The sequence below is a fragment of the Gordonia sp. 11cp genome, assembly GCF_057767225.1.
In genome coordinates this window covers 2,249,519-2,274,477 of record NZ_CM173437.1, presented here as the reverse complement: position 1 = coordinate 2,274,477, position 24,959 = coordinate 2,249,519, and the positions used below count along the sequence as shown (strand labels likewise).

General features: G+C 68.3%; 25 protein-coding genes and 1 tRNA gene. 10 read left to right on the top strand and 16 right to left on the bottom strand.

Features of this window, described 5'->3' with window-relative positions; translation table 11 throughout:
- Nucleotides 1-39: 39 nt before the first annotated feature.
- The 6 genes from AC3B6C_RS10065 to sp36 form a co-directional block, all read right to left on the bottom strand.
- A complete protein-coding gene (locus AC3B6C_RS10065; protein WP_488375896.1) occupies nt 40-1,182 on the bottom strand; it encodes a flotillin family protein in 1,143 nt (380 codons plus the stop codon).
- Nucleotides 1,183-1,356: 174 nt separating this feature from the next.
- Nucleotides 1,357-1,587, bottom strand: coding sequence for a hypothetical protein (locus tag AC3B6C_RS10060; protein ID WP_010844264.1), 231 nt, complete (start codon nt 1,585-1,587; stop codon nt 1,357-1,359).
- Between the two features lie 38 nt (nt 1,588-1,625).
- The gene (locus AC3B6C_RS10055) at nt 1,626-2,876 is read right to left on the bottom strand and encodes an MFS transporter (RefSeq protein WP_488375895.1); all 1,251 of its coding nucleotides are present in this window, start codon (nt 2,874-2,876) and stop codon (nt 1,626-1,628) included.
- A gap of 60 nt (nt 2,877-2,936) precedes the next feature.
- A complete protein-coding gene (locus tag AC3B6C_RS10050; RefSeq protein WP_488375894.1) occupies nt 2,937-3,698 on the bottom strand; it encodes a TSUP family transporter in 762 nt (253 codons plus the stop codon).
- An 8-nt stretch (nt 3,699-3,706) separates the two neighbouring features.
- Nucleotides 3,707-4,180, bottom strand: coding sequence for a RidA family protein (locus tag AC3B6C_RS10045; RefSeq protein WP_101821005.1), 474 nt, complete (start codon nt 4,178-4,180; stop codon nt 3,707-3,709).
- A 2-nt stretch (nt 4,181-4,182) separates the two neighbouring features.
- Nucleotides 4,183-4,347 carry a Sp36 family protein gene (sp36, locus tag AC3B6C_RS10040; protein WP_004022081.1) on the bottom strand — a complete coding sequence of 55 codons (165 nt, stop codon included), beginning with the start codon at nt 4,345-4,347 and terminating at the stop codon, nt 4,183-4,185.
- Nucleotides 4,348-4,390: 43 nt separating this feature from the next.
- Here sp36 and bagA point away from each other — a divergent pair, with 43 nt between their 5' ends.
- Nucleotides 4,391-5,488 carry an ATPase BagA gene (gene bagA / locus AC3B6C_RS10035; RefSeq protein ID WP_004022080.1) on the top strand — a complete coding sequence of 366 codons (1,098 nt, stop codon included), beginning with the start codon at nt 4,391-4,393 and terminating at the stop codon, nt 5,486-5,488.
- Entirely contained in the window at nt 5,488-6,582 is a 1,095-nt protein-coding gene (gene bagB / locus AC3B6C_RS10030) for an ArsA family ATPase (RefSeq protein WP_004022079.1), read from the top strand. The genes bagA and bagB overlap by 1 nt, the downstream gene beginning before the upstream one ends.
- An 18-nt stretch (nt 6,583-6,600) precedes the next feature.
- Here bagB and AC3B6C_RS10025 read toward each other — a convergent pair whose 3' ends face one another.
- Nucleotides 6,601-6,909: a WhiB family transcriptional regulator gene (locus AC3B6C_RS10025; protein ID WP_004022078.1), complete on the bottom strand. Its 309-nt coding sequence runs from the start codon at nt 6,907-6,909 to the stop codon at nt 6,601-6,603.
- Nucleotides 6,910-7,221: 312 nt separating this feature from the next.
- Here AC3B6C_RS10025 and AC3B6C_RS10020 point away from each other — a divergent pair, with 312 nt between their 5' ends.
- The 4 genes from AC3B6C_RS10020 to AC3B6C_RS10005 all read left to right on the top strand — a co-directional run bounded on the left by AC3B6C_RS10020 (nt 7,222) and on the right by AC3B6C_RS10005 (nt 11,674).
- A complete protein-coding gene (locus AC3B6C_RS10020; RefSeq protein WP_488375893.1) occupies nt 7,222-9,669 on the top strand; it encodes a penicillin-binding protein in 2,448 nt (815 codons plus the stop codon).
- Nucleotides 9,670-9,753: 84 nt separating this feature from the next.
- Nucleotides 9,754-10,761 carry a metallophosphoesterase gene (locus tag AC3B6C_RS10015; RefSeq protein ID WP_055476958.1) on the top strand — a complete coding sequence of 336 codons (1,008 nt, stop codon included), beginning with the start codon at nt 9,754-9,756 and terminating at the stop codon, nt 10,759-10,761.
- Nucleotides 10,758-11,483 (top strand): haloacid dehalogenase type II, encoded by a 726-nt coding sequence (locus AC3B6C_RS10010; protein ID WP_488375892.1) that lies wholly within the window; start codon nt 10,758-10,760, stop codon nt 11,481-11,483. The genes AC3B6C_RS10015 and AC3B6C_RS10010 overlap by 4 nt, the downstream gene beginning before the upstream one ends.
- Nucleotides 11,480-11,674, top strand: coding sequence for a hypothetical protein (locus AC3B6C_RS10005; RefSeq protein ID WP_010844121.1), 195 nt, complete (start codon nt 11,480-11,482; stop codon nt 11,672-11,674). Before AC3B6C_RS10010 ends, AC3B6C_RS10005 begins: the two co-directional genes overlap by 4 nt.
- 70 nt (nt 11,675-11,744) lie before the next feature.
- Here AC3B6C_RS10005 and AC3B6C_RS10000 read toward each other — a convergent pair.
- Nucleotides 11,745-11,818 (bottom strand) — tRNA-Pro (locus AC3B6C_RS10000).
- A 200-nt stretch (nt 11,819-12,018) separates the two neighbouring features.
- Here AC3B6C_RS10000 and AC3B6C_RS09995 point away from each other — a divergent pair.
- Together AC3B6C_RS09995 and AC3B6C_RS09990 are read left to right on the top strand one after the other, a co-directional pair.
- Nucleotides 12,019-12,444, top strand: coding sequence for a DUF7144 family membrane protein (locus tag AC3B6C_RS09995; RefSeq protein WP_010844120.1), 426 nt, complete (start codon nt 12,019-12,021; stop codon nt 12,442-12,444).
- 150 nt (nt 12,445-12,594) lie between these two features.
- Complete coding sequence (locus AC3B6C_RS09990) at nt 12,595-13,209, top strand: lipocalin family protein (protein ID WP_488375891.1); 615 nt, start codon at nt 12,595-12,597, stop codon at nt 13,207-13,209.
- A 64-nt stretch (nt 13,210-13,273) separates the two neighbouring features.
- Here the strand turns inward: AC3B6C_RS09990 and AC3B6C_RS09985 are convergent, their stop codons facing one another.
- The gene (locus AC3B6C_RS09985; RefSeq protein ID WP_010844118.1) at nt 13,274-13,717 is read right to left on the bottom strand and encodes a helix-turn-helix transcriptional regulator; all 444 of its coding nucleotides are present in this window, start codon (nt 13,715-13,717) and stop codon (nt 13,274-13,276) included.
- Between the two features lie 212 nt (nt 13,718-13,929).
- On the opposite strand from AC3B6C_RS09985, the gene AC3B6C_RS09980 reads away from it, so the two are divergent.
- Nucleotides 13,930-14,997: an acyl-CoA dehydrogenase family protein gene (locus tag AC3B6C_RS09980; protein WP_488375890.1), complete on the top strand. Its 1,068-nt coding sequence runs from the start codon at nt 13,930-13,932 to the stop codon at nt 14,995-14,997.
- Between the two features lie 15 nt (nt 14,998-15,012).
- Here AC3B6C_RS09980 and AC3B6C_RS09975 read toward each other — a convergent pair whose 3' ends face one another.
- The 3 genes from AC3B6C_RS09975 to AC3B6C_RS09965 form a co-directional block, all read right to left on the bottom strand.
- The gene (locus AC3B6C_RS09975; protein ID WP_488375889.1) at nt 15,013-16,395 is read right to left on the bottom strand and encodes a M20/M25/M40 family metallo-hydrolase; all 1,383 of its coding nucleotides are present in this window, start codon (nt 16,393-16,395) and stop codon (nt 15,013-15,015) included.
- Between the two features lie 44 nt (nt 16,396-16,439).
- The gene (locus tag AC3B6C_RS09970; protein ID WP_488375888.1) at nt 16,440-17,831 is read right to left on the bottom strand and encodes a DUF2252 domain-containing protein; all 1,392 of its coding nucleotides are present in this window, start codon (nt 17,829-17,831) and stop codon (nt 16,440-16,442) included.
- 117 nt (nt 17,832-17,948) lie between these two features.
- Nucleotides 17,949-19,445: a serine/threonine-protein kinase gene (locus tag AC3B6C_RS09965; RefSeq protein WP_488375887.1), complete on the bottom strand. Its 1,497-nt coding sequence runs from the start codon at nt 19,443-19,445 to the stop codon at nt 17,949-17,951.
- A 182-nt stretch (nt 19,446-19,627) separates the two neighbouring features.
- On the opposite strand from AC3B6C_RS09965, the gene AC3B6C_RS09960 reads away from it, so the two are divergent.
- Complete coding sequence (locus tag AC3B6C_RS09960; protein WP_055476964.1) at nt 19,628-20,167, top strand: hypothetical protein; 540 nt, start codon at nt 19,628-19,630, stop codon at nt 20,165-20,167.
- Between the two features lie 83 nt (nt 20,168-20,250).
- Here AC3B6C_RS09960 and AC3B6C_RS09955 read toward each other — a convergent pair whose 3' ends face one another.
- From AC3B6C_RS09955 to AC3B6C_RS09940, 4 genes are all read right to left on the bottom strand, one after another.
- Nucleotides 20,251-20,730, bottom strand: coding sequence for a Dps family protein (locus AC3B6C_RS09955; protein WP_010844112.1), 480 nt, complete (start codon nt 20,728-20,730; stop codon nt 20,251-20,253).
- Between the two features lie 216 nt (nt 20,731-20,946).
- Nucleotides 20,947-21,681: a hypothetical protein gene (locus AC3B6C_RS09950; protein ID WP_488375886.1), complete on the bottom strand. Its 735-nt coding sequence runs from the start codon at nt 21,679-21,681 to the stop codon at nt 20,947-20,949.
- 64 nt (nt 21,682-21,745) lie between these two features.
- Nucleotides 21,746-23,035 (bottom strand): lipase family protein, encoded by a 1,290-nt coding sequence (locus AC3B6C_RS09945; protein WP_488375885.1) that lies wholly within the window; start codon nt 23,033-23,035, stop codon nt 21,746-21,748.
- Nucleotides 23,036-23,564: 529 nt separating this feature from the next.
- Entirely contained in the window at nt 23,565-24,959 is a 1,395-nt protein-coding gene (locus AC3B6C_RS09940; RefSeq protein WP_488375884.1) for a GntP family permease, read from the bottom strand.

The following is a 24,959-nucleotide window of genomic DNA, read 5'->3' as shown; positions in this document are numbered from 1 at the left end:
GACCCCGACGATCCGATCGTGCCGGGCCGAACCGCCTGGTCAGTTTTCGCGGACCGGGGTGCCGTTCACGTGGTGCTCATCGGCCGATCCGTCGACCATCGTCGGCACCACTTGGTCCTGCAGACTTCGCAGCAGCGCGGCGCCCTGGGTGATCACGCCGGTCATGATCTCGTTGACCCCCTCGGCGCCGTTGTACACCGTGAGGTTCGCGGTGCTCAGTCCCTTCGCGACCTCGCCGACGAGAGTCGGCAGGGCTTCGATGAGCTGCTGGTCGAGGGCGATCCGGTTGTGTTGAGCTGCCGCCGCCGATTGGATCTCGACCGCCTTGGCCTCTGCCTCGGCGATGATCTGACGGCGTAGCGCCTCTGCCTCGGCCGGCTTCACGACCTCCGAGATCAGTTCCTGCTCACGGAGTTCCGCCTGCGCCTGCGCGAGCACGGACTGTTCGCGGATGACCTCCTGGTTGACCCGGGCCTGAGCGAGGGGCCCGGCCTGGGCGGCTTCGGCGTTGGCCTTGTCGGTCTCGGCCTTGATCGCAGCCCGCTTGATCGCTGTCTCCCGTTCGTAATCGGCCTGATTGCGGAGCGATTCCTGCTGCGCCTTGGCCGACTCCTGGTCTGCGCGAGCACGTTCGACGGCGGCCTCGCGCTGCACTTTGGCGATGTTGGGAGCGGCCAGCGCGTTGATGTAACCGGAGTCCATGTCGTCGATCGACTGGATCTGGAACGAGTCGACGACGAGGCCTATCGATCCCATCTCACGTTTGGACGCGTCGAGCACCTGACGGGCCAGGGTGTCGCGTTCGCGGATGATCTGTTCGACGGTCATCGAGCCCACGATGGAGCGCAGATGGCCCGAGAAGACCTGTCCGGTCAGTTGGTTCATCTCGCTCTCCTGCTCGGAGATGAACCGTTGCCCGGCATTCACGATCGACGCCACGTCGTTGCCGACCTTGTGCGCGATGACCGCCCGCACGTTCAGTTGTATTCCCTGCGTGGTCACACAGACCTCACGAATCGTCGCTTCGTGCAGTGCCATCGACAGGAATCGGACCTTCCGGAAGAAGGGCATGACCCATTTGCCGTGTCCCACCACCACGACGAACGGCGCGTTGTCGGCGTCGGACTTGGCGCCCGAGATCAACATCGCCTCGTCGGGTTCGGGAACGTAGTAGCCGAGCATTGGTTTCTCCTCGTGTTCGGCGGAGTCGAGCGCGCCGTGTCTGGCAGTGCGGAAGCGAAGCGGGCAGAGTGTCGCCTGCTTCGCGACAAGGTGACCGATCGGGTGTGTCGGACTCAGATCCTGCCGCATCGAACGGCTCGCCACGATCGGTTGTTCACATGGCGTGGGGCCGGCTCACCGGGGCTCGGGTCCTGGGGTCCGCGCCCACGGTTCGACGTCGACGATGCGGCCGGGCCACTCGGCGATCACCAGGACTGCCTCGTCGAGTCCGATCGGCCCGGCGGCCCGCGCGAGGAACCGCTCGGTTCCGCCCGCAAACGGCAGTTCGACCTCGCCGAGGGGCTCGCCTCCCGGGATGGCCATCGTCACGGTCCCGGTGCGTCCGACGAGTTGCGGTACTGACATCCGACGCCTCCTCGAATCGCCCGACAGTGGACAGAACCCTAGGCCATCGAGGTCCGACGCCGGTCACGGACTCCGTCGAGCACGACGTAGGCCGCGGTCACCACGGCGACCACTGCGGCCCCGAGGACCAGCGCCGCGTAACCGAAGGTCCCGACGACTATCCCGGCGACCGCACCCGCGGCCGCGCCGGCCAGACTCATCGAGGTGTCCGAGACACCCTGTGCCGGTGCACGTCGTGCGGTGTCCACACTGTCGGTCAGGAGCGTCGACGCCGCGACCGTCGATGCCGACCATCCGACACCGAGGAGGACCAGCGCCACGACGAGGCCCGTCTGGGATTCCGCGAAGACGAAACCGATGACACAACTGACGACAAGCACCGCCTGCCCACCGAGGATCACCGGAATCCGGCCGGCCCGATCGGCGAGCAGGCCCATCACCGGTGCGAGCGCGTACATCCCGGCGATGTGCGCGCTGATCGACAGTCCGACCAGCGTCACCGAGGCACCCCCGTGATGCATGTGGACCGGCGTCAGCGCCATCACCCCGACCATGACCGCGTGCGCCGACACCACCGCAGCCATCGCCGCTCTCGCCGGCGGTGAGTGCACGATCGCCGAGAAGCCTTCGGCCAGAGACACCTTGGTGCGCGATCCGCCGGCTTCGCCGAGCGCCACGACGAGCGGATCGGGGCGCAGGCCGACGAAGAGCACTGCCGCCGCTCCGAAACACCCCGCGGCACCGACGAGGAACGGACCCGAGAGATCGGCCATCGCGAACCAGCCGGCGACGGTCGCACCCAGCGGGACCACCGCGGGTCCGATCACCGCGCCGACCATCGTCGTCCACACCACGAGCGAGAGATCGCGTCCGCGTGTGGCCGCCGACGACAGGTCGGTCGCGGCGAACCGCGCCTGCAGACTCACCGCGCTGCCCGACCCCACCGCGGCCATACCGACGAGCATCAACGCGAACCAACCGCGGTCGACGGCGACGGCCACGATCAGCGTCCCGAATCCGGCGATCAGCAGACCCGTCGTCAACGCAGGACGACGGCCGCGCCCGGCCGCCAGTGACGCCAGCGGCAGGCCCGCGGCGGCGGCGCCGAGCGTGACCACGGTGGTCGGCAGCCCGGCCAGCGAATCCGTCCCCGACAGCTCCTCACCGAGGATCGCGCCGAGCGCCAGTGCCCCGCCCATCGACAAGCCGGCGAGCACCTGGGCCACGCAGAGCAAGACGATGGTTCCCCGCTGCAGGGCGAGGCGGCCGGAGGCTACGTCGATCTTCACCCGATCAGCATCGACGCTGCCCCCTGCCTCCGCCAACCCCTGGCGGGTGACGGAGCGTGCTCACCCGGCGATCAGGTCGTACCCGAGCTTCCCGACCATGACCACCACCACCGCGAGCAGGACCCAGCGCACGAACGAGCTCCCCCGCCCGATCGCCATGTGGGATCCGATCTGGGCGCCGATGACGTTGGCGACGGCCAACCCCAGTCCCAACAGCCACAGCACATTTCCCTGCAAGCCGAACACCGCCAGAGCGCCGAGATTCGTGCCGGTGTTGATGACCTTGGCCATCGCCGAACTCTCCAGGAAGCTCGTCCCGACCAGGGCGGTCAGGCTGACGATCAGGAACGTCCCGGTCCCGGGCCCCATCACCCCGTCGTAGAAGGCGACGACGACACCGGCCAGTACGAGGCCGGCAATCGTCGAGATGCGCGACCGCGGGCCCGCCGACGCGTCACCGCCGAAGCCCGGGTTGAGCGCGACGAACAGTCCGACGCACACCAGCATCACCAGCACGATGGGCGTGAAGATCTCGGTGGGCAGGGCCACGGCCACCGTTGCACCGAGCGCCGAGAAGAACAGCGCCGCGGCGAAAACCGGGATCAGCCGACGAAGATCGATCCGAACATGACGCGTGTAGCGCCATGCCGCCGACGCGGTGCCGAACACCGCGGCGAGTTTGTTGGTCCCCAGGGCCGTCGCGGTGGGCAACCCCGGTTGAACGATCAACATCGCCGGGATCAGGACGAGTCCACCGCCGCCGACCACGGCGTCGACCCAGCCCGCCGCGGCGGCCGCGGCGATCAGGAGTGCGACGTCCAAGGCGGACGTCAGGCCACTTCGACGATCAGTTCCACCTCGACACACGCACCGAGCGGCAGTTCGGCGACACCGACGGCAGAGCGGGCGTGCACCCCGGCGTCACCGAAGATCTCGCCGAGGACATCCGAGGCTCCGTTGATCACGCCGGGCTGACCGGTGAAACCGGGGGCGGACGCGACGAATCCGACGACCTTGATCACCCGCACGATCGAGTCGATCCCGACCAGCGCGTCGATCGCCGCCAGTGCGTTGAGCGCGCAGACCCGGGCTGCCGCAGTCGCATCCTCCGGTTGAACGATGCCTTCGGCGCCCTCGTGGACCTTGCCCCGCGCCGACAACTCGCCGTCGACGACGGGCAGCTGACCCGAGGTGTAGACGAGGTTGCCGGTGCGCACCGCCGGGGTGTAGCTCGCCACCGGCGGCACCACGGACGGGAGCTCGATGCCCAGCTCGACGAGACGATCGGTCCACGTGGTCGCCATGGTCAGCCCTTCGGTCGCTTCAGGTATGCGACGTGCTGCTCGCCGGTCGGACCGGGCAGAACCGAAACCAGTTCCCAGCCATCGGCGCCCCACTGATCGAGGATCTGCTTCGTGGCGTGCGTCAGCAGCGGCACGGTCACGTATTCCCACGCGGTCACTTCACTCATGGACTCACCCTATCTGGCGACGGTGAATGGATAAGGTGTTGCCGTGGCCAATGAACAGGGCTCGCGATCCGGGTCGGGTGAGTCGCTCGATTCCGGCGTGACAGACGACGCTTCCGGCAGCGGTGCGACAGACGCTTCGTCCGTCGCGGGTGGGAACGAGTGGCCTGCGGCCGCCGCCCGCGCCCGCCTGCACTTCGTTTCCGGCAAAGGCGGCACCGGCAAGACCACGGTCGCGGCCGCGCTGGCGCTGGCGCTGGCCGCCGACGGCAAGAAGGTCCTCCTCGTCGAGACCGAGGGACGGCAGGGCATCGCGCAGGTCTTCGACATCCCGCCGTTGCCGCCGACCGACACCCGCATCGCGACGGCCGAGGGCGGCGGCGAGGTGTCCGCGCTGGCCATCGACATCGAGCATGCCCTGCTCGAGTACCTCGACATGTTCTACAACCTCGGCTTCGCCGGCCGCGCGATGAAGCGGATCGGTGCCATCGACTTCGTCACGACCGTCGCTCCCGGCCTTCGCGACGTGTTGCTCACCGGCAAGATCAAAGAGCGGATCATCCACACCGACAAGCAGGGCAACCGTGTGTACGACGCGGTGGTCGTGGATGCCCCGCCGACCGGACGCATCGGGAACTTCCTCGACGTCACGCAGGCGATGGCCGATCTCGCCAAGACCGGCCCGATCCGCAACCAGAGCGAAGGCGTGGTCCGGCTCCTGCATTCGGAGGAGACGATCATCCACCTCGTGACGCTCCTCGAGGCGATGCCGATCCAGGAGACCATCGAGGCCATCGACGAGCTCCGGGGCAAGAACCTCACTCTGGGCAGCCTCGTCATCAACCGCGTGAGCGCGCCCCATCTGCCCGCCGACGTGATCGACGAGATCGCCGAGGGCCGGATCGACGCGGGGCGAGTGGAGGACAGCCTGACCGCTGCCGGACTCAAGCTCGCCGACGGGGATCTGGCCGGCCTGCTCACCGAGACCATCGAGCACGCAACCCGGCTGCAGGCGCAGCAGATCGCCAAGGCGCAGCTCGACGAGGTCGAATTGCCGACGCTCGAACTCCCGTCCCTCGGCGACGGCGTCGACCTGGGATCCATCTACGAGCTGGCCAATCTCCTCCAGAAAGCGGGTGCGTGATGCCACTCGACCTCAAGATGGGCTCGGTGCTCACCGATCCGTCGACGCGCGTCGTGATCTGTTGTGGCGCGGGCGGAGTCGGCAAGACGACCACCGCGGCCGCGATGGCCATGTACGCCGCCGAGCAGGGCCGGACCGTGGCGGTGCTGACGATCGACCCGGCCAAGCGTCTGGCCCAGTCCCTCGGGATGTCCGAACTCACCAACGATCCGCAACCGGTGGCGATCGACGGCAAGGGCACGCTCGACGCGATGATGCTCGACATGCGACGCACCTTCGACGAGATGGTGCTCGAGTACTCGTCCCCCGAGCGGGCCGAGGCGATCATGGAGAACGCCTTCTATCAGACCGTGGCCTCGTCGTTCTCCGGCACGCAGGAGTACATGGCGATGGAGAAGCTCGGCAAGCTGCTGGAACAGGACCACTGGGATCTGATCGTCGTCGACACCCCGCCGTCGCGGAACGCGCTCGACTTCCTCGACGCGCCACAGCGACTGGGTTCGTTTCTCTCCGGCCGCCTGATGAAGGTGCTGGTCGGCGGCGGCCGCGGGGTCGGCCGCATGGTCACCGGCGCGATGAGCCTGGCCATGCGCGGTGTCGCGACGATCATCGGCGGCGACATGCTCCGCGACGTCGCGATGTTCGTGCAGTCGCTGGACTCGATGTTCGGCGGCTTCCAGGACCGTGCCGCGAAGACCTACGCCCTGCTCAAGCAGCCGGGCACCCAGTTCGCGGTCGTCGCCGCCGCGGAGGCCGACGCCCTGCGGGAGGCCGCGTTCTTCGTCGACCGCCTGTCCGAGGAGTCGATGCCGCTCGCCGGGTTGATCCTCAACCGGACCCATCCGAACCTGACGTCGATCCACGAGGAGGCCGCGTTGGTCGCCCTCGACTCGGTGACCGACGACCTCACCCGGGGAGTCCTCCGGATTCACGCCGATCGGGCGGCCACCGGCAAGCGCGAACTCCATCTGCTGCAACGGTTCACCGCGTCGCACCCGCGGGTGCCGATCGTCGGTGTACCCGCTCTGCCGTTCGAGGTGGCGGACGTGACCGCGTTGCGCGCGGTGGCCGAGCAGATCACCGGCCGGGGCTGATCACTGCTCCCCCTGAGTTCAGACCGCGTCGCGGTGGCGCCGACGCTGCGCGGCGAAGAACGCCGACCAGGATGTGACCTCGGGGTGCTGGCGGAGGAGTGCACGGCGCTGGCGTTCGGTCAATCCGCCCCACACGCCGAACTCGACGCGGTTGTCGAGTGCGTCAGCGCCGCATTCGAGCTGCACCGGGCAGTGGCGGCAGATCGTGGCGGCTTTGCGCTGGGCCGCGCCTCGCACGAACAGATCGTCGGGGTCTCCCCCTCTACACCGCGCCTGAGCAACCCACGCCAAGCGATCCTCTTCGTTGGAAACTGCCGCTGTCGCCATCCGCCACCCCTACCTGTCGTATCTGCGTAGCTGCGAGAACGTCTCAACCTCGCTGCTCAAGCCACATTTGCAGCAAACTGTTAAGTGAGTCACATTCTGCACTCAATCTAGGGATCTGTGCTGGGGGGCGCAACCCCTGGAAGCAACAAAGTGGGACAACCGTGCAAACTCATCTGTTCGGACGGTCCGCGATCACCCTGTCGCGCGGACGGACCCCGCCGCCCCGGGAACGCCGGTCGAGCCGGTCGTCGCCGTCGCCGCGGGCGAGTGCAGGGAGGTGTTCGGGAGGAACGCACGTATCCTGTCGGGGTGATGTCGAAGAAACTGTGGTCGCTGGCGTGGGCGAGCCTGCTGGCCGGAGTTCTCGTCGCCGGTCTGCTCTATCCCGCGGCCAGCGGAATCGGCGTCGTCTCCAACCGAGCGGCGGCCGCAGTCGAGAACGTGTCCTCTGAACTCCTCAACGGCACGTTGCCAGAGGTCACCACGATGACCGATGTCGACGGAAAGCCGATCGCGGTGCTGTTCGACCAGTACCGCTACCAGGTGGGCTACAACGACATCTCCCCCGACATGATCCGCGCGATCATCTCGGTCGAGGACCGACGGTTCCTCGAACACGACGGCGTCGACTGGAAGGGCACCATCCGTGCCGCTCTGAAGAACTCGTCGTCGGGCGAGGTCCAGCAGGGTGCGTCGACCCTCGATCAGCAGTACATCAAGAACTACCAACTCCTCGTGCTCGCCCGGACCGAGGCCGATCGCCAGGCCGCGGTGGAGACCACGCCCGCGCGCAAGCTCCGCGAGGTGCGGATGGCGCTGACCCTCGAGCAGACGCTCATCGATCAGGCCAAGCGCGACAAGGGACTCGACGACGCCGCTGCCAAGCAGGAGGCGAAGAAGCAGATCGTCACGCGGTACCTGAACGTGGTGCCGTTCGGCAACAACGCCTACGGCATCGAGGCCGCCGCGCAGACCTACTTCGGCATCCCCGCCAAGGACCTGCGGGTCGAGCAGGCCGCGTTGCTGGCCGGCATGGTCCAGTCCAGCTCCGCGCTGAACCCGTACTCCAACCCCGAGGCCTCCCTCGCCCGCCGGAACGTCGTGCTGGACACGATGATCGAGAACTTCCCGGAACGGCGTGACGAGCTGATCGCGGCCAAGGAGAAGCCGCTCGGCGTGCTGCCGCGTCCGCAGACCCCGACGCAGGGATGCATCGCGGCGGACAACAACGGCTTCTTCTGTGACTACGCGCTGCAGTTCCTGGCCGAGAACGGCATGTCCCGCAACTCGGTCCTGCGCGGCGGCTACATCATCCAGACCACGCTCGACCCCGAGGTCCAGCGCTCCACCGTGCGGGCGGTGAAGGCTCAGGCGAGCCCGACCGCCGACGGTGTCGCCGACGTGATGAGCACCCTCCGGCCCGGCAAGAAGTCGCACGACGTGCTGTCGATGGCGTCGAGCCGCGACTACGGGCTCGACCTCAATCGCGGCGAGACGATGCAACCACAGCCGTTCTCCATGGTCGGTGACGGCGCCGGCTCGGTGTTCAAGATCTTCACCGTCGCCGCCGCGATGGAAAAGGGCCTCGGCGCGGGGTCCAACATCCCCGTCCCCGGGTCCATCGCCGTCGAGGGCATGGGCAACAGCGGCGGAACCAACGGGTGCCCCGCCAACGCCTACTGCGTCAAGAACGACGGCCGCTATCCGGCGTCGATGTCGGTGACGAACGCCCTGGCACAGTCGCCGAACACCGCGTTCGTGAAGCTGCTCCAACAGGTCGGCGTCAAGCCGGCGGTCGACATGGCGGTCCGCCTCGGCCTGCGTTCGTACACCATCCCCGGTTCGTCGGGGTATGGCGAGAAGAGCATGGCGCAGTACGTCAAGGACGGGAACTTCGGCTCCTTCACCCTCGGCCCCCTGCCGCTCAACGGCCTCGAGCTCGCGAATGTCGCAGCCACCCTCGCGTCGGGCGGTACATGGTGCCCGCCCAACCCGATCAAGTCCATCAGCCGGATCAATCGAGACCAGTACGGCAACCCGGTGATGGGGCCCGACGGGCAGCGCGCCCTGACGGCCGTCCCGTTCACGCCGCCGCCGTGCGAGCAGGTCGTGGACGAGGGTCTGGCGCACACCCTCGCCAACGCGATGAGCAAGGACGACGTGGGCGCCGGCACCGCTGCCGGTGCGGCCGGATCCGCGGGCTGGACGCTGCCGATGGCGGGCAAGACCGGCACCACCGAAGCGCACCGCTCCTCGGCGTTCGTGGGCTTCACCAACCAGATCGCCGGCGCCGCATACGTCTACAGCGACGGCCCGAACCCGCAGGGCGTGTGCAGCAGCCCGCTGCGCTCCTGCTACGACGGCGACCTCTACGGCGGCATGGAACCGGCGCGCACCTGGTTCCAGGCCGTCAGACCGGTGGCGACGAAGTTCGGTCCCGTCAGCCTGCCCCCGATCGACCGTGAGTACTGGAACGGCAGCGACCGCGGTCGCATCCCGCAGGTCAGCGGCCTGCCTGCGAGCGAGGCGACGTCCCGTCTGCAGGGCGCCGGATTCAAGGTCAGCGAACTCGAGGTCGACAGCGGGCGTCCGCAGGGCACCGTGGTCTTCACCGCTCCGTCCGACTCGGCCATGCCCGGCAGCACCGTGACCATCTATGTCAGCAACGGCCGCCGCGCCGGTGGTGACGAGGGCGGTCCCACCGAGACCACGGTCGTGGTGCCCGGCGTCGGACCGGTGGTGATCCAGCTACCCGGCTGACCGCGATCGGTGAATCGACGCACCCGTCCGCGCCGCTGGAGAAACCGGGACGGAACCGTCGCACGGGATGCGTATTCTGGGGTGATGCAGCACTCCGAACTCGACTTCGCACGCCTCGGCATCCCCCGCCTCGGTACGTCCGGTTCCGGGGTACCCGCCCGCGCTCTGGCCGGCGTGGCGGGGCTCGCCGCGGCCGGGCTGTTCTACTCGACGGTGATCGAGCGCAACGCATTCGCGCTGCGTCACACGACGCTGTCGGTACTCGAACCCGGCGCCACGCCGCTGCGGGTCCTGCACATCAGCGACCTGCACATGATGCCCGGCCAGCGTCTCAAGCAGGCATGGATCGCCGAGCTCGAGGCGCTCGAACCCGACCTCGTCGTCAACACCGGTGACAACCTCGCACACCCGCAGGCCGTGCCGTCGGTGATCCAGGCGCTCGGCGGGCTGCTGTCGCGGCCCGGTTTCTTCGTGTTCGGGTCCAACGACTACTTCGGCCCCAAACCCAAGAACCCGCTCAAGTACTTCAAGAAGAACCATCAGCGCACCCAGGGCGAACCCCTGCCGTGGCAGGACCTGCGGGCGGCGTTCACCGAGCGCGGGTGGCTCGACGCGACACACACGGTCCGCGAGCTGGAGGTCAGCGGGGTGCGGGTCGTCGCGGCCGGCGTCGACGATCCCCACATCGAACGGGACCGGTACGAGACGGTCGCCGGCCGCCCGAATCCGCTGGCTCACCTGCGGCTCGGACTCACCCATTCACCCGAACCGCGCGTCCTCGACCGGTTCGCCGCCGACGGCTACGACCTGGTCATGGCGGGCCACACGCACGGCGGGCAGCTCTGTCTGCCGTTCTTCGGCGCGCTGGTGACGAACTGTCAGCTCGATCGGTCCCGGGTCAAGGGCCCGTCGAACTGGGGGTCGTCGATGAAGCTGCACGTGAGTGCAGGCCTGGGCACGTCGCCGTACGCCCCCGCGCGTTTCTGTTGCCGCCCGGAGGCCAGCCTGCTCACCCTCACCCCGGTGTCGCACGGTGACGCCGACTACGACGCCGACCAGTCGCTTCCGCAGCTGGCCCGGGAGACCATGTGAGCGCTGACCTTCATCCCCGTGTGAAGGTCCTTGCTTTCGACACGTTCGGGACGGTCACCGACTGGTACACCGGCATCTCCGGTGCCGTCCGGGCGATCGTCCCGGGTGTCGACTCCGCAGCGTTCGCCAAGGAGTGGCGACGCCGGTATTCGCCGATCCTGGCCCGGGTCGAGGCCGGTGAACTACCGTGGCGGCGCCTCGATGATCTGCAGACCGAGACGCTGCACGACGTCGCAGCGCTGTACGGGATATCGCTCGACGACGCGCAGGCACGCTCTCTCGTCCGCGCCTGGCGGACGATCCCCGGCTGGCCCGACGCCGCCGAGGGCCTCCGGCACCTGAAACGCGACCACATCATCTGCGCGCTGAGCAACGGCACCGTCGCGCTGCTCACCGACATGGCCCGCCACAACGGATTCCCCTGGGACGTCATCGGCGGCTCCGACCTCTGGCGGCACTACAAACCGGCGCGCGAGACCTATTGCGGGCTGGCCGATCTGCTCGAGGCCGAGCCCGCCGAGGTGATGATGGTGGCGACCCACCAGAGCGATCTCGACGCCGCGCGGTCCTTCGGGCTGCGGACGGCGTTCATCGAGCGACCGGATGAGTGGGGCGGGGACGAGAAAGACGACTCCGGCTCGCCGGACAACGACTTCCACGCGACGGATCTGCTCGATCTCGCGCGGCAGCTGAGCGGCTCCGAGAGCGCACCTCTCGGATGACACTCGACGACCTGCTGCGCTGGGAGGACTCCGGGGCGTCGTGGCGGGTGGTCCACCACGGACCGGACGGGGTCACGCTGGGTCTGCTGCGATGCGACGGCGGCGAGGAGGTCGACCGCATCCTCACCGACGACCCGATCATCCTGGCCCACATCGGCGGACGGGTCTCGTCGGACGAGGACCTCGACTGACCTGCAGAAACGAGGAGGCCCTGACCGGATTTCTCCAGGCCAGGGCCTCTACTGCTTCTCAACCAAAGCGTCGGGGTGGCGGGATTCGAACCCACGACCTCTTCGTCCCGAACGAAGCGCGCTACCAAGCTGCGCCACACCCCGTGTGTAGCCTGCGATAGCTTATACCCCACTTCGGGCGAGTACTAAATCGCCTGGTCAAAGATGTGCCCGGTGTGGCTCAAACACTGTGCGGAAGTGTGTCGCACACCCCATTCTTGTTGTGGTCCATCCGTACCAGAGCCGCCGCGCCGTCGGTCGGGACCAGGAGTCGGCGTACCACCACTGAAAGGACACGCCAAACCATGAGCGCTTCCCCTGACCAGCAGGCCAACTCGTCTGCCAAACAAGGCTTCGCTTTCGGGATCGCGATCGTGGCCGCCGCGCTGCTGTTCGTAGCCGGTCTGGTCTCGATCTTCCAGGGCATCTCCGCGATCGCGAACGACGATCTGTTCGTGGCCAGTCCCAACTACATCTTCGAGTTCGACCTCACCACGTGGGGCTGGATTCACCTGATCCTGGGCATCGTCGGCATTCTCGTCGCCGGTGGTCTCGCCGTGGGCGCCGACTGGGCGCGCATCTCCGCGATCATCATCGCGTCGTTGTCGATCATCGCGCAGTTCCTGTGGCTGCCCTACTACCCGGCGTGGGCGATCCTGATCATCGTCCTGGATCTGATCGTGATCTGGGCCATCTCCACGTGGAACCCCACCAACGAGTACAACCTGTGACCGACCGGCTCTGAGTCGGTGACAAAAAGTCGCTGAGACGAGGCCTGCGGGGGACCGACCAATCCACGACGCGCATCGGGTCCGAATCGTCTGATGACGCTGCTCCACCGAGGGAGCGGCGCGAACGACGTATCGCACGAAAGGAACACCATGCGCATCACCCGGTCCCTTGCAGCCCTTGTCGCGGGCGTACTCCTCAGCGTCGGCTTCGCAGCTGGGGCGGGGTCGGCCCAGGCCGCGCCGCTGGCCCCGGTGGCGAAGGTCGAGGTGGACCGCTACCTCGGCACGTGGTGGCAACTGGCAACCGTGCCGTCGTTCTTCGGCGTCACCTGCGCCCGGGACACCAGCGCCACCTACACCTACATCGATGCCAAGACCATCGGTGTCGACAACAAGTGCACCGGCCCGACCGGCATGCGAGGCGGCGTCGTCGGACGTGCGACCGTCGTCGACCCCCAGACGAATGCCCAACTGAGCGTTCGTTTCCCGCAGACCCCGGGGAGCATCAACCCCGGCAGCGCACCCAACTACATCGTCGCCTACCTCGAAGACGGTGCCGACCCCACCGGGCCCTACCAGTACGCGATCGTCGGTGACCCCAGCCGCGGATCGGGATTCCTGCTCTCGCGCGACAAGGTGGTGCCCAACTCGGAATTGCGTCGCCTGACCACGGAGATCGAGAAGGTCGGGTACAACCCGTGCACCTTCCTCGTGTCCCCGACCACCGGCGGGCGCAGCGACTACTCGCCCTTGTGCACTATGTGATGGCCACAGTCAGACGATGACCAGGTTCCGGCGCAGGCATGAAAATGCTTGCGCCGGAGTCGTTTCAGCTCGCCTCGGCGTCCGGTCCCGAGACCGGTGCCATGCGGCGGAATTCGTCGGGGGTGCACCCGAACTTCGACCGGAAGCGATTGCGCATCGTGGCCGTCGAGGCGAATCCCGATGCGTGCGCGATGGCCTCGAGTTTCAGGTTGCCCGGACCCAGGAGCAACCCCTGCGCCCATTCCAGGCGGCGGTCGGCGATCATCTCGGCGAGCGAGGTGGTGCCGCCGGCGAGTACCCGGTAGAGGTGGCGGCGACTCACGTGCAGGTGCCGGGCGACGATCTCGACACTGAAGTCGGGATCACGGAAATTGCGCTCGATGAGGTCGGTGACCGCGGCACGCAAGTACCGCTCACTCGTCCGCATGTCCGACCGTTGAGCACCCGAATTCGATTCCGGCACAACACGTATCGACTGCATGTCCCGACCATTGAGGATTGCGGTCACTGGGTTCCTTCCACACGAGAGCCTGCTCCCACCCGATACCGAGTTTATCGACGCGCACCCTCCTGGTCTTGGGCCTTTGGTCCCACTTTCAAGGATTCTGGTCCCGGGATCGTGCTGCGCGACGACGATTTCCGTGCCACGCGACGACGAGAGACCTGGTCGGGCGTCCAACATCAGGGCCCGGCCGGAACACTCGTCGTAGGGTGTGATCCGTGACCACCGACGACGCCGCAGCCGCTCGACGGACCGAGCTCCGCACGGCCGCGATCAGGGTCGCCGACCAGGTCTTGTTCCCGGCGGCCGGTGAGACCGACCGCACCGGCTCGGTGCCCGAGTCCCACTGGCAGGTACTGGCCGACGCCGGTCTGTACGGCATCGCCGCACCGGTCGAGGCCGGCGGGCCGGGACTCGAGTTCGGCGAGGTCACCGAGATCCTGGAGGTGCTGACCAGCGGTTGCCTCGCCACCGCCTTCACCTGGATTCAGCATCACGGCGTCGTGCTCTCGCTGTCCCGGACCCCGAACACCGACCTGCGCGCGGAACTGCTCGATGCGACAGTGGCCGGGCGGCTGCGCGCGGGAGTCGCCTATGCCGGGGTCGTGCCCACGCCGCCGCGAATGACCGCAACCGCCACCGACGGCGGCTGGATCCTCACCGGCCACGCACCGTTCGTCAGCGGCTGGGGCGTGGTCGACCTCCTGCAGATCTCGGCGCGCGACGCCGCCACCGATGACGTCGTGTCCGCGATCCTGCGCATGCCCGACCTCCTCGACGGCGCGTCGGCCGGTGCGGTCCGGGCCACGCCCGTCGACCTGTCCGCGGCCGCCGCGACCCAGACGGTGTCGCTGCGCGTCGACGGCCTGACCGTCCCCTCCGATCGCGTCGTCACCCGCCTGGGTCTCGAGGAGTTCTCCGCGACCCAGAACGTCGGCGTCCGACTCAACGGGACGCTCCCGTTCGGCCTCGTGCGCCGCTGCACCGCGCTGCTCGATGTCGGCGGCCACAGTCGGGAAGCGCGGGCCCTCCGTGAGCGTGCCGACATCGTCCGGACCGCACTCGACGCGGGTATGGCGGATGCCACCGCGCTGCTGGCAGCCCGGGCCGACGCCGCCCGCCTGGCACTCGACGCGGCCGCCGCGCTCGTGGCAGCCACCGGGGGTCGCGCACTCGTGCGCGGGTCCGACCCCGAACGCCTCTTCCGCGAAGCCGCGTTCGTCCTGGTCGCCGCCAGCCGGCCGGAGCTGAAAGCTGCGCTGGCGCAGCGATTCAGCGGCCTCTGAGTCGTACGCTGAGTGTTACCTGCGGGCCGGCGCCCCGCGGGCGCCGAAGTCGCGTAGGAAGATGGCCTCGGCCAGCGCGGTCCGTTCGATCTCCGACGGATCGACGCTCTCGTTGGGCGCGTGGATCAGACACCGCGGTTCCTCGACACCGAACAGCATGATCTCGGCCTCGGGGAACAGCGACTGGAGGACGTTGCACAACGGGATCGACCCGCCCTGTCCCTGGATGAGGACCTCACTGCCGTAGGCGGTCGACAGCGCGTCGGTCAAGGTGTCGTACGCGGGGCCGTCGGTGGAACCGACGAAGGGCGACCCCACGGCCTCACGCTCGAAGGACACTCGCGCGTTCCAGGGCGTGACGCCGCGAAGGTGTGCGATGAGCGCGTCCTGCGCATGCACGGGGTCCATCCCCGGCGGCACCCGGAGGTTGATCCGCGCCCGCGCCCGCGGCTGCACCGCCGCCGATGAGCCGACCACCGGCGGGCAATCGATGCCGAGCACCGTGGCGGCCGGGCGGGCCCACACCATGTCCGAGACCGATCCCGAACCGACCAGTCCGACTCCGTCGAGAACCGTTGCATCGCTGCGGAACCGGTCGGGCGGATAGGACACACCGGGCCATCGGGCGTCGGCGTCGAGTCCGCTGACGGTGGTGTTGCCGTGCTCGTCACGCAGGGTGGCGAGCATCGAGATGAGGGCCGCGAGTGCATCCGGGGCGGCACCGCCGAACATCCCGGAGTGCATGGCCGACTCGAGGGTCTCCACCGACACCACGATGTTCGCGATGCCGCGCAGCGTGGTCGTCAGGCTCGGCTTCCCGACGGCGAAGTTGCCGGAGTCCGCGATCAGGATCGCGTCGGCGCGAAGCAGTTCCGGGTTCCGGACCGCGAAGTCCTCGAGGCCACCGGTCCCCTGCTCCTCCGACCCCTCGCCGATGATCTTCACGGTCACCCCGGCGCGGCCGGCGAGCGCCCGCAGCGCGGTGAGGTGTACGACGATGTTGCCCTTGCAGTCCGCCGCTCCGCGGCCGTACCAGCGCCCGTCACGGTCGGTCAATTCCCAGACGGGAGAGTCCCATTCGTCATCGCCGAGGGGCGGCTGCACGTCGTGGTGAAAGTAGAGGAGGACGGTCGGCGCACCGTCCGGGCCGGGAATGGACCCGGTGATCGCCTTGCTGCCGTCGCTGGTCACGTGTGCGGTGACGTCCTCGACACCGACGGCATGGAACGCTTCCAGCAGCCAGTCGACCATCCCGTCGCACTCCTCGACCGGGAACTGGTCGGGGTCGTGTACCGAACGGAACCCGACCATCTCCGCGAGATCCGATCTCGCCTGCGGCATCAGCTCGGCCACCCGCTCCCGCAGTGCTGTCTCGGTCTCTCGCGCAGTCGATTCCACCGGCGATCTCCCCTCTGTCGTCGAATCAGGCGGTTGCGGCCGGCTCAGCTCTTTCCCTCTGCCGCCAGGTCGTACACCTCGAGCTCACCCCGGCCGATGGCTTCCATCATCCTCGAATGATCGGAGTCGTTGAGATCCGCGTAGCCGATCGAGAACTCCGCGATGGCGTCGCTGAAACCCCTCGCCGTCTCCAGGTACTGGGCGATCTGCGAGCGACTCGCGGTGCGCGCATGGGCCTGACCGAGGACCAGTCCGCACAACTGCGCGTACAACTTCATCCCGTCCGGGCTCAGGGCCTCGACGACGACCGAGCCCTTGCCGTCACGAAGCTGGCGCACGTAGAAGTCGCGTCGCTCGCCGTTCTCGTCGGTCCCTGTCGACCAGCCGAGGAACAGGTCGCTGGTCGCCTGGAGCAGCCGCTGACCCTCGACCACCCGCTGCCCCTGATTGTCGAACCCCGACGCGGGCACATGGTCGGCGAGAACCGACCGCTGCGCCTCCTTGACCTGGAGGAACAGCGGGTCACCCATCTCCTTGCCGGTGAGCAGGATTATCCATGCCCGCGTGCCGACGCTGCCGACGCCCACCACCTTGAACGCGATGTCGACGATCTCGAACTGGTCGAGGAGGGCCTGCACGTGCAGCGGCACGGTGTCGCGGTAGGCCTCGATCCGCTCCCGGACCCTCTCGGCGACGATGTCGGCGGTCTCGGCCGGAAACCGTTCGTGCAGCGGCACCAGCAGCGGCGGTTCGCTGCGGATGTGCGCGGACCCGTCGGCATCGACCACGCAGAGCTTCGCGAGGGCCTGAGCACTGTCACGATGCCGGGCCTTCTTGAGCGCCTTTTGCGTGCGCTCGCTCATCGACGTGTCCAGCTTCGGTCCGAAGTCCGTCAGAAAGGCGTCGGCGTCGATCCCGGCGTACCAGTTCTCGAGCGTCGTCTGGGTGGCGCTGCGAGCGATGGCCCGCCGATACGCCTTGGCGACGGTCTTGGCGACCTTGCGGTTGGTCGCGTCGTCGAAACCGTTGTTGCGTCCGGCGATCGTGAAGCTCGCCGCGAGACGTTTCACGTCCCACTCGAACGGACCGACATGGGTCTCGTCGAAGTCGTTGAGATCGAACACCATCCGACGTTCGGGGCTGAAGAACAGACCGAGATTGCTGAGGTGCGCGTCGCCGCACAGTTGCGTGATGATCCCGGTGTTCGGGGTTCGCGACAGATCGTCGGACATCACGGCTGCCGCACCGCGATAGAAGGTGAACGGGGTGGCCGACATCCGCGCGTGCCGCACCGGGATGAGGTCGGCGACACGGTTCTGCGCCTGTGCCGCGAGGATTTTCAACGGGTCGGCCCGCTCGGTCGGCGTGGGGCACGCGGCGAGTTCGGCAGCGGCGGGCAGCGTGGACAAGGGTGTCGCCACGGGGTGCTCCTTCATATCGGTGCGGCCCCGCCACCGGCGGAGTAGCAGTTCTCCGGGTCCCGACCGGGGCCCGCGGGAGAACTGCCGCGAACGACGTCCGTCGGGTCCGGGCCGCCCGGTGACGTCACAGAGTCACTGGTACGACACGAACCACGGTGACGGGCGCACCGCCAGCGTGGTCGCGGGCGAGAACGTCGGCTTGTCCTCCGTGTAGAAATTCTTCCAGCCCATCCACATCCCCGCCGGGAGATCGGTGACCAATCTGCGCCACGTTTCCATCTTCACGTCTGGTGTGCCGTGTCCGTCGGCGTGCAGGACCACCTGCAGTTCCTCGCGACCGGTGACGATCGCCGGCCGGTCGTCGAGCATCCCGGCGTCGAACTGGTGCAGGACGAACAGTTTCTGCGGCAGGTGCCGGCTTCGGACGAGTCCGGCGAGCCATTCCGAGGTCCGGTTGACCTCCTCGGCGCCGACCGAACCGATCTGCGTGAGGTGGACCTGATCAGGTTCGAGTCGCCACTCGGGGTCCAGCGCCAGCCCGACGTGGGGTTGCGCCAGCAGGTCGGCGTAGCGACGCGCCTGCGTCAGGAAATCCATCCGCCCGGGCTGCAGATCGAGGGTGACGTAGACCCCGGCGCGGCCGGCGGCCTCGACCCACGGCCGGAGGGTCTCCGGATCGATCATGTTCGTGTACGTCGACCCCGGGCCCGGCTCGGCCGATGCGACGGAGGCTATGATCTCGAATGCCGGGATCACCGGTTCGGCACTCACCCGCTGGTAGTCGGCGGCGAGGCGGCGCACCCGGTCGATCGACGCCGCGATGCCCTGTCGTCCGAGCGGACCGAGCGCGGGCGCGCCCGGCGATCCGTACAGCGCGACCATCCGCCTGCCCGGGAAGACGATCTGCCCGCCGCCGGGCAGTTGCGGTGTGCCGCGGGCTTGTTCGGCGCGCCGGGCGAACTCGTCGGCCGAGCCGAACCCGGGTCCGACCGCCCGCACGGCGGTCCGTTCGGTCGCCGCCGCCTCGATCGTGGCCACCGATTCGGCGGTCGCCCGCGGATCCGGTACGGGCACCTCGACCACCCGGGCCGCCGACCGTGCCGTCATGATCGCGTCGGCTGGGGCGTCGCGGGTCAGCATCACCAGCGGGGCGGCCCCCGACCTCGGAGCGTTTCCGCGTAGGTCGTCGAGATCCGCGGCGGAGCGCGAGTCCGACACGCCCTCGACCCGGCCGAGACGGACCTGGGTGTTCACCCCGAGCCGTCGGAGCTCGTCACCGACGCTCGACGCCGTCTGCGACGTCACGGCCAGCACCGGCACGTGCCTGTCCTGCGCGACGCGCGCCGCAGCGGTCCGGATGGCGGCGTCGTCGAGGGCATCGCGACCCAGCAGGATCGCCTCGTCGGAGCGGGCATACAGCTCGCGACTGAGCAGGACCGCCTCCGGTGCATGACCGGACAGCACGTCGACACCCGGAGCCGGGCTCGTGTACGCGCCGCTCCCCGAGGGCCCGATCCCATGGGCACCGACACCCGTGGCCGAGGCACTCACGACGAGGCCCACGACCGCGCACAGGATCGACGTCCAGATCATCCGAGCCCTCACCCGCACATCCCTCCCGTTCGTCATCGAACCTCTCGCGCCGGCGGCGCCGGGCTCTTCCCGGTCGGCTCCGTTCCGGCACAGACGGTCGCCCAACCTAGCAGCGCCCGCACCCCGAGCCCGACCGTCGGCGGGGGCAAGGCCGTGACCGGCCACGACGAGGGCACCCTGTGACCCGCTTCACGACTGCAACAGGTTCTAGTTGTAGCGTGAACGCCGTGGACTACTGGGGTGTGATGGTCGGGTTGGGACTCTTGGCTACGGCGTTCGGCGTCGTCGGGTTCGTGCGATACCGGGAACGGGAATCGACGACCCTGCAACGCCAGACCCAGCTGGCCCGGGAACTGCGCGACCTCGCGGGCGACGACGAGGTACGGCTGGCCGCGGTCGACGAGTTCTCGCTGACCATCTACCAACGGCTCTTCTACGCCTCGGTGGTCGCACCGTGGATTCGCAGTGCCGCGTGGGCGCTGCTCGGCGCTGTGCTCGCCGGCGCCGGGGCGTTGGCGGTGGGTCCACTCGACGGCGCCTTCGCGACCGTCGTGCATGTCGCGGCCATCGTGGCCACCGGGATGTTCGCCGTGGCGACCCTGGTGTACACGGGAATCGCGCTGTACCACTCGGCGACCACCCCGAGGGTGTCCTTCAGCGACTCCTACGCCACCGAGGACACCGATCCGGACCCGGACGGTCCGGCGTCGGAGGTGCCGGACCCCGACGCCGGGGTCTCCGCGCGGTCCGTCGACTGACCGAGCCATCCGAGACACAACGAACCCCCGCCGGGCCGGAGCTCGGCGGGGGTTCGTTGCTGTGAGAGGGTCAGGCGTTCTCGCTAGGCGATCTGCGCCTGCCACATCCAGTGCAGCTGTTCGAGTTTCGAGGCGAACGAGATCAGCAGATCCTGGGTGACCGGATCGGCCTGCTCGGTGACCCCGATTCGTTCGCGGAGACCCGCGACCACTGCCTTCAGATTGGCGACGATCGCCTCGACGACGTCGCTGTCCTTGGTCCATCCCTCACCGAATCCCTTGGTGTGGGCGGTCTTCGCGACGGTCTCGGCGCGACCGTCGGGGCTCACGCCGATCGCGGTGGCCCGTTCGGCGGCCGCATCGGTGAACTCCCTGGACACGGTGACCAGTTCATCGAGGTCGAGATGCACCGAGCGGAACTGCTTGCCGACCACGTTCCAGTGCGCCTGCTTCGCGATGAGCGACAGGTCGATGAGGTCGACGAGAGTGTCCTGCAGCGCCTTTCCGGCGACGGACTGCTGCTCGTCGGTGAGTGTGCTCGTGATCGGGGTGGTGGTGGTCATGATCAAGAACTCCCTTCTTGTCATAGCTGCGTGCAGTCGTGATCCGACTGCCGCTGTGCGGCAAGGGCTGCGGTGCGATCACACGTGAACGGTGACCGCCGAACCGGTGTAGCCCCTGATCGCCTGTTCCAACCCACCCCGTCCGCGGAACATTCCGGCGACACCGTCGCCCGCGGGGTGATGATCACGACACCGGCGTGCGACGTCGGCACGCCACTAGCGTCCGCGCATCACCCGTGTGGGTTTCATCCGGGTCGACTCCGGCAACCACTGGTTGACCGGGCGCCGGAGGGTGCAGAGGGCAGCGACGACCAGGAGGCCGAACTGGACGTAGCTGAGGACGACCATGCTCGACGACACGTCGGGGTACCGGAACAGAAGGTCGACGCCGACGGGGATGCACAGCAGATGCACGACGACGGCTGCCAGGAAGAAGTTGCGGAGATGGCGGCTGTGCTGGGTCGCGGCGGCCACCAGACATGCGTACTCGATGGCCAGCACGACGACGATCATCGCCAGCATGAACGGCGGGAAGAATCCGGCGAGTGTGTCGACCTCGCTCTCCGGAGCGGAGTTCGCCGGATCTGCGACCACACCCTCGAGCAGCCGGCCACGCAGATCGTCGGTGATGGTCCCCAGGTTGAAGAAGCCGTAGATCGTCAGCACGAGCCCGATCACGGCAGCGCCCCACCACGCGAGGCGCGCATGCACCGCGAGCGCGTCCGGCGGCGGTCCCGGATCACCCGGCCGTGCCGGGTAGAGCGCAGCCAGGTCCCGATCGCGCGAGGATCGTTCGAGGGCGGCCAGGTCTTCGGCGTCCAGCTCGGCCTGGGTCGGGACACGGTCGGGGTCAGGCCCGGCTGGGTCACGGCCGGCTGGGTCACGGCCGGCTGGGTCACGGCCGGCTGGGTCGCCGGACGCACCACCGGTCGGGTCCTGCGGATCCGTCATGCCCCGATCCTGCCACTCGCCCCGGCGGGCCTCCAGCGTCGACGAGCGTGCGGCACCGTCCGGCCTATTTCCGGAACTCGGTCAGGACGAATTCCATGCCGGGAACGAACGTGCCGAGCATGGGCACGACATGGTTGACGATCGACTTCGTCAGGATGGGCGGGGTGGGATCGGTGACGAAGGTGACGTCGGCACCCTGTGCCCGCCAGTCCGCGGCGAGTTGCGCGACCTGGCCGTACGGGATCACGTCGTCGTGCAGTCCGCCTTCGACGAAGACGGGCGCATTCGGCTTGAGGCGCCCGATCCGCTGGTCCCGGACCACATCCTGCAGACCCGGGGACCGTGCGATGAGGGCCGACAGCGTCTCCCCGGTACGGGTCCACGTCTCGACGCGGCGGAAACCGAACGCCGGGATGATATCGCCGATGCAGCTGGTCGAGATCTGCTTCAGAGCGGCCTTGCCGGTCGGGTTGGTCTCGCGTCGCACCACGTCGGCGACGTCCGGGTATCGCTCGGTCAATCCGTTGATGGCGAAACCGATCGCCCCGGCGATCGTGGTGCCGTCGATGGCCGGGATGACCTTCTCGAGGTCGGCGGGGGGCGCGCCGGCGTAGGTGGCCCGGACGTTCAGTTCGGGCGCATACGTCTCGGCGAGTTCGGCGGCCGACGCCGCGGCTCCCCCACCCTGCGAGTACCCGGCGAAGCCGACCGGCGCATCGGCGGGCGCACCCGAGACGTCGAGCGCGGCCCGCGCACCGTCGAGCATCGCCTGTCCGGATTCGGCCCGATTGACGTAGGTGTGGACGCCGGGCGTACCCATGCCGACATAGTCGGTGATGAAGACACGGACACCGTGGACGAGCATGTAGTACATCTCCGGCGCGGTGTAGTTCACGCCGATGCTGGGCTTCGTGAGGTCGACCGCCAGCGGCAGACCCATCAGCTTCGACGGAGCGCACTGGTCGCCCTGACCGATCGTCCCCGACCCGACGACCAGCGTCGGTCGCGGACCCTTGCCGCGCCACGGCGCCGTCGGCTCGACGACGGTGCCGGTGACCGGGGTGGGCGTCCCGTCCTGGAGACGCGAGGTGTACATCACCGTGCGGGCCGTCCCCGGCCATTGGCCGGTCATTCCGGGGATCTGGAGCAGCAGCGGAGTCGGCTGGCTGCGGATCACCGAACCCGGCTCGGACGCGAACCGGGCCGGCGGGGTGTAGAAGTTCCCCGCCGCCGCGGCACCGACCGCCGCCGGGATCAATGAGGCCGCGCAGGCCGCCACCAGCGCCCCGGCGATACCGACGATCCGTCTCGAAGTGCTGCGATGAGTCACGATTCTCCCCGACCTCCCGTTCATGGAACTGTAACCTACCGCACAGTAACTTGAGTCAGGTGACTGGTGTCGCCCCGGGGGTGTGCTCGTCTTGCTGCCCAGTTCGACGACGGTGTCGGTGTTCACCCGCGTGGGCACCAACTGGACGTCGCCGACCCCGACCCTCACGCACCGGATCATCAAGAGCGTGCTCGCCTCCTCATGCGCCACCCCGGGTACGGTGACGTCTCCGGGAGGTGCGGCAACCGCGGCACGACACCCCGTCGAGCCCGTCGGCCGCCACGTCTTCGGCTCCCTCCACGCCCTCGACCTCAGCCCCACCGGACCGCGATCCCGATGTGGGACAAGCCGACCCGGAGACCACGAGTTCGTCCGCGCCGTCGACGGCCGCGGGATACCGCTGAGTCGGTCAGCGGGGTGCCGGTCGGTCCGAGCCCGCGCAGAAATCCGCCCCTGAAATCCACCCTCCACAACCTGCTCGACGACGATATGTCGACGGCCTGGGTCCTGAGGGCGGTTGTCAGGGGCGGATTTCAGGCGCTGCCGCGCACGCTCAGATGACCAGGCCGAGGGCGAGCACCACGATCAGTCCGGACACCGAGAGGACCGTCTCCATCATCGACCAGGCCTTGAAGGTCTGTCCGACGGTCATCCCGAAGTACTCCTTCACCAGCCAGAAACCGGCGTCGTTGACGTGGGACAGGAACACCGAACCGGCACCGATCGCCAGTACGACCAGTGAGAGCTCTCCCGAACCCATCCCATCGACCAGCCCCAGGATCAACGACGACGCGGTGATCGTCGCAACGGTCGCCGACCCGGTTGCCAGGCGGATCAGTGCCGCGAGGGTCCATGCGAGCAGGAGCACCGAGACGTTCGCGCCCGTCGCCCAGTCCGCCAGCAGTGTGCCGATTCCGGTGTCGACGAGAACCTCTTTGAAGCCGCCGCCCGCGGAGACGATGAGCAGGATTCCCGCGATGGCGGGCAGGGCCGCGCCCGTGCACTTCGAGATCGTCTCGCGGTCCATGCCGGAACCCCGTCCGAGAGTGAACATCGCGACGATGACGGCGATCAGAAGCGCGATGAGCGGTGTGCCGAGGATGTCGAGGACCTTGCGCACGGGCTGATCCTCGTCGGCGATGAAGATCTCGGCCAATGCTTTGCCCAGCATCAGCACGACGGGCAGCAGGACGCTGAACATGGTGATCGCGAACGAGGGGCGCTTCGTCGTCGGACCGTCGGCCGGATCGACGTCGAAGGTCGTCGGTGCCTCGACCGTCACCCACCGGCCCGCGAGCACCCCGAACAGGGGCCCGGAGACGATGATGGTCGGAATGGCCACCAGCACACCGAGTCCGAGTGTCGTGCCCAGGTCCGCACCGAGGGCGTCGATCGCCACGAGCGGGCCCGGGTGCGGCGGGACGAAGCCGTGCATCGCCGAGAGACCGGCCAGCGCGGGTATGCCGATCGGGATCAGACCGAGACCCGAGCGCCGGGCCACCAGGTAGATCACCGGCATCAACAGCACGAGACCGATCTCGAAGAACATCGGCAGCCCGATGATGGCGCCGACGAGGGCCATCGCCCACGGCAGCATCCGGGGTGACGCATGACCGACGATCGTGTCGACGATCTCGTCGGCACCGCCCGAATCCGCGAGGAGTTTGGCGAACATGGCGCCGAGTGCGATCAGGATGCCGACACCTGCTGCGGTGGTGCCGAATCCGGCGGTGAACGACTCGAGAACGGTCGGGATGGACTCACCCGCGACGATGCCGACGGTCGCGCCGCCGCCCACCAGAGCGAGGAAGGGGTGGACCTTCGCGATCGTGATCGCGACGACGATGACGGCGATACCGGCCAGCGCCGCGACGATGAGTTGCCAGCCGGGGGCAACGGGTTCGGGTAGATCCGCGCCGGCGGCCAGGATCGTGGTGGTCGGCAACAT

What these genes read in the sequence shown, in the direction of transcription:
- AC3B6C_RS10065 (WP_488375896.1), bottom strand. Translation starts at nt 1,182, where the DNA reads ATGCTCGGCTACTACGTTCCCGAACCCGACGAGGCGATGTTGATCTCG.
- AC3B6C_RS10060 (WP_010844264.1), bottom strand. Translation starts at nt 1,587, where the DNA reads ATGTCAGTACCGCAACTCGTCGGACGCACCGGGACCGTGACGATGGCC.
- AC3B6C_RS10045 (WP_101821005.1), bottom strand. Translation starts at nt 4,180, where the DNA reads ATGGCGACCACGTGGACCGATCGTCTCGTCGAGCTGGGCATCGAGCTC.
- sp36 (WP_004022081.1), bottom strand. Translation starts at nt 4,347, where the DNA reads ATGAGTGAAGTGACCGCGTGGGAATACGTGACCGTGCCGCTGCTGACG.
- bagB (WP_004022079.1), top strand. Translation starts at nt 5,488, where the DNA reads ATGCCACTCGACCTCAAGATGGGCTCGGTGCTCACCGATCCGTCGACG.
- AC3B6C_RS10025 (WP_004022078.1), bottom strand. Translation starts at nt 6,909, where the DNA reads ATGGCGACAGCGGCAGTTTCCAACGAAGAGGATCGCTTGGCGTGGGTT.
- AC3B6C_RS10020 (WP_488375893.1), top strand. Translation starts at nt 7,222, where the DNA reads ATGTCGAAGAAACTGTGGTCGCTGGCGTGGGCGAGCCTGCTGGCCGGA.
- AC3B6C_RS10015 (WP_055476958.1), top strand. Translation starts at nt 9,754, where the DNA reads ATGCAGCACTCCGAACTCGACTTCGCACGCCTCGGCATCCCCCGCCTC.
- AC3B6C_RS10005 (WP_010844121.1), top strand. Translation starts at nt 11,480, where the DNA reads ATGACACTCGACGACCTGCTGCGCTGGGAGGACTCCGGGGCGTCGTGG.
- AC3B6C_RS09995 (WP_010844120.1), top strand. Translation starts at nt 12,019, where the DNA reads ATGAGCGCTTCCCCTGACCAGCAGGCCAACTCGTCTGCCAAACAAGGC.
- AC3B6C_RS09990 (WP_488375891.1), top strand. Translation starts at nt 12,595, where the DNA reads ATGCGCATCACCCGGTCCCTTGCAGCCCTTGTCGCGGGCGTACTCCTC.
- AC3B6C_RS09970 (WP_488375888.1), bottom strand. Translation starts at nt 17,831, where the DNA reads ATGAAGGAGCACCCCGTGGCGACACCCTTGTCCACGCTGCCCGCCGCT.
- AC3B6C_RS09965 (WP_488375887.1), bottom strand. Translation starts at nt 19,445, where the DNA reads ATGACGAACGGGAGGGATGTGCGGGTGAGGGCTCGGATGATCTGGACG.
- AC3B6C_RS09955 (WP_010844112.1), bottom strand. Translation starts at nt 20,730, where the DNA reads ATGACCACCACCACCCCGATCACGAGCACACTCACCGACGAGCAGCAG.
- AC3B6C_RS09950 (WP_488375886.1), bottom strand. Translation starts at nt 21,681, where the DNA reads ATGACGGATCCGCAGGACCCGACCGGTGGTGCGTCCGGCGACCCAGCC.
- AC3B6C_RS09945 (WP_488375885.1), bottom strand. Translation starts at nt 23,035, where the DNA reads ATGAACGGGAGGTCGGGGAGAATCGTGACTCATCGCAGCACTTCGAGA.
- AC3B6C_RS09940 (WP_488375884.1), bottom strand. Translation starts at nt 24,959, where the DNA reads ATGTTGCCGACCACCACGATCCTGGCCGCCGGCGCGGATCTACCCGAA.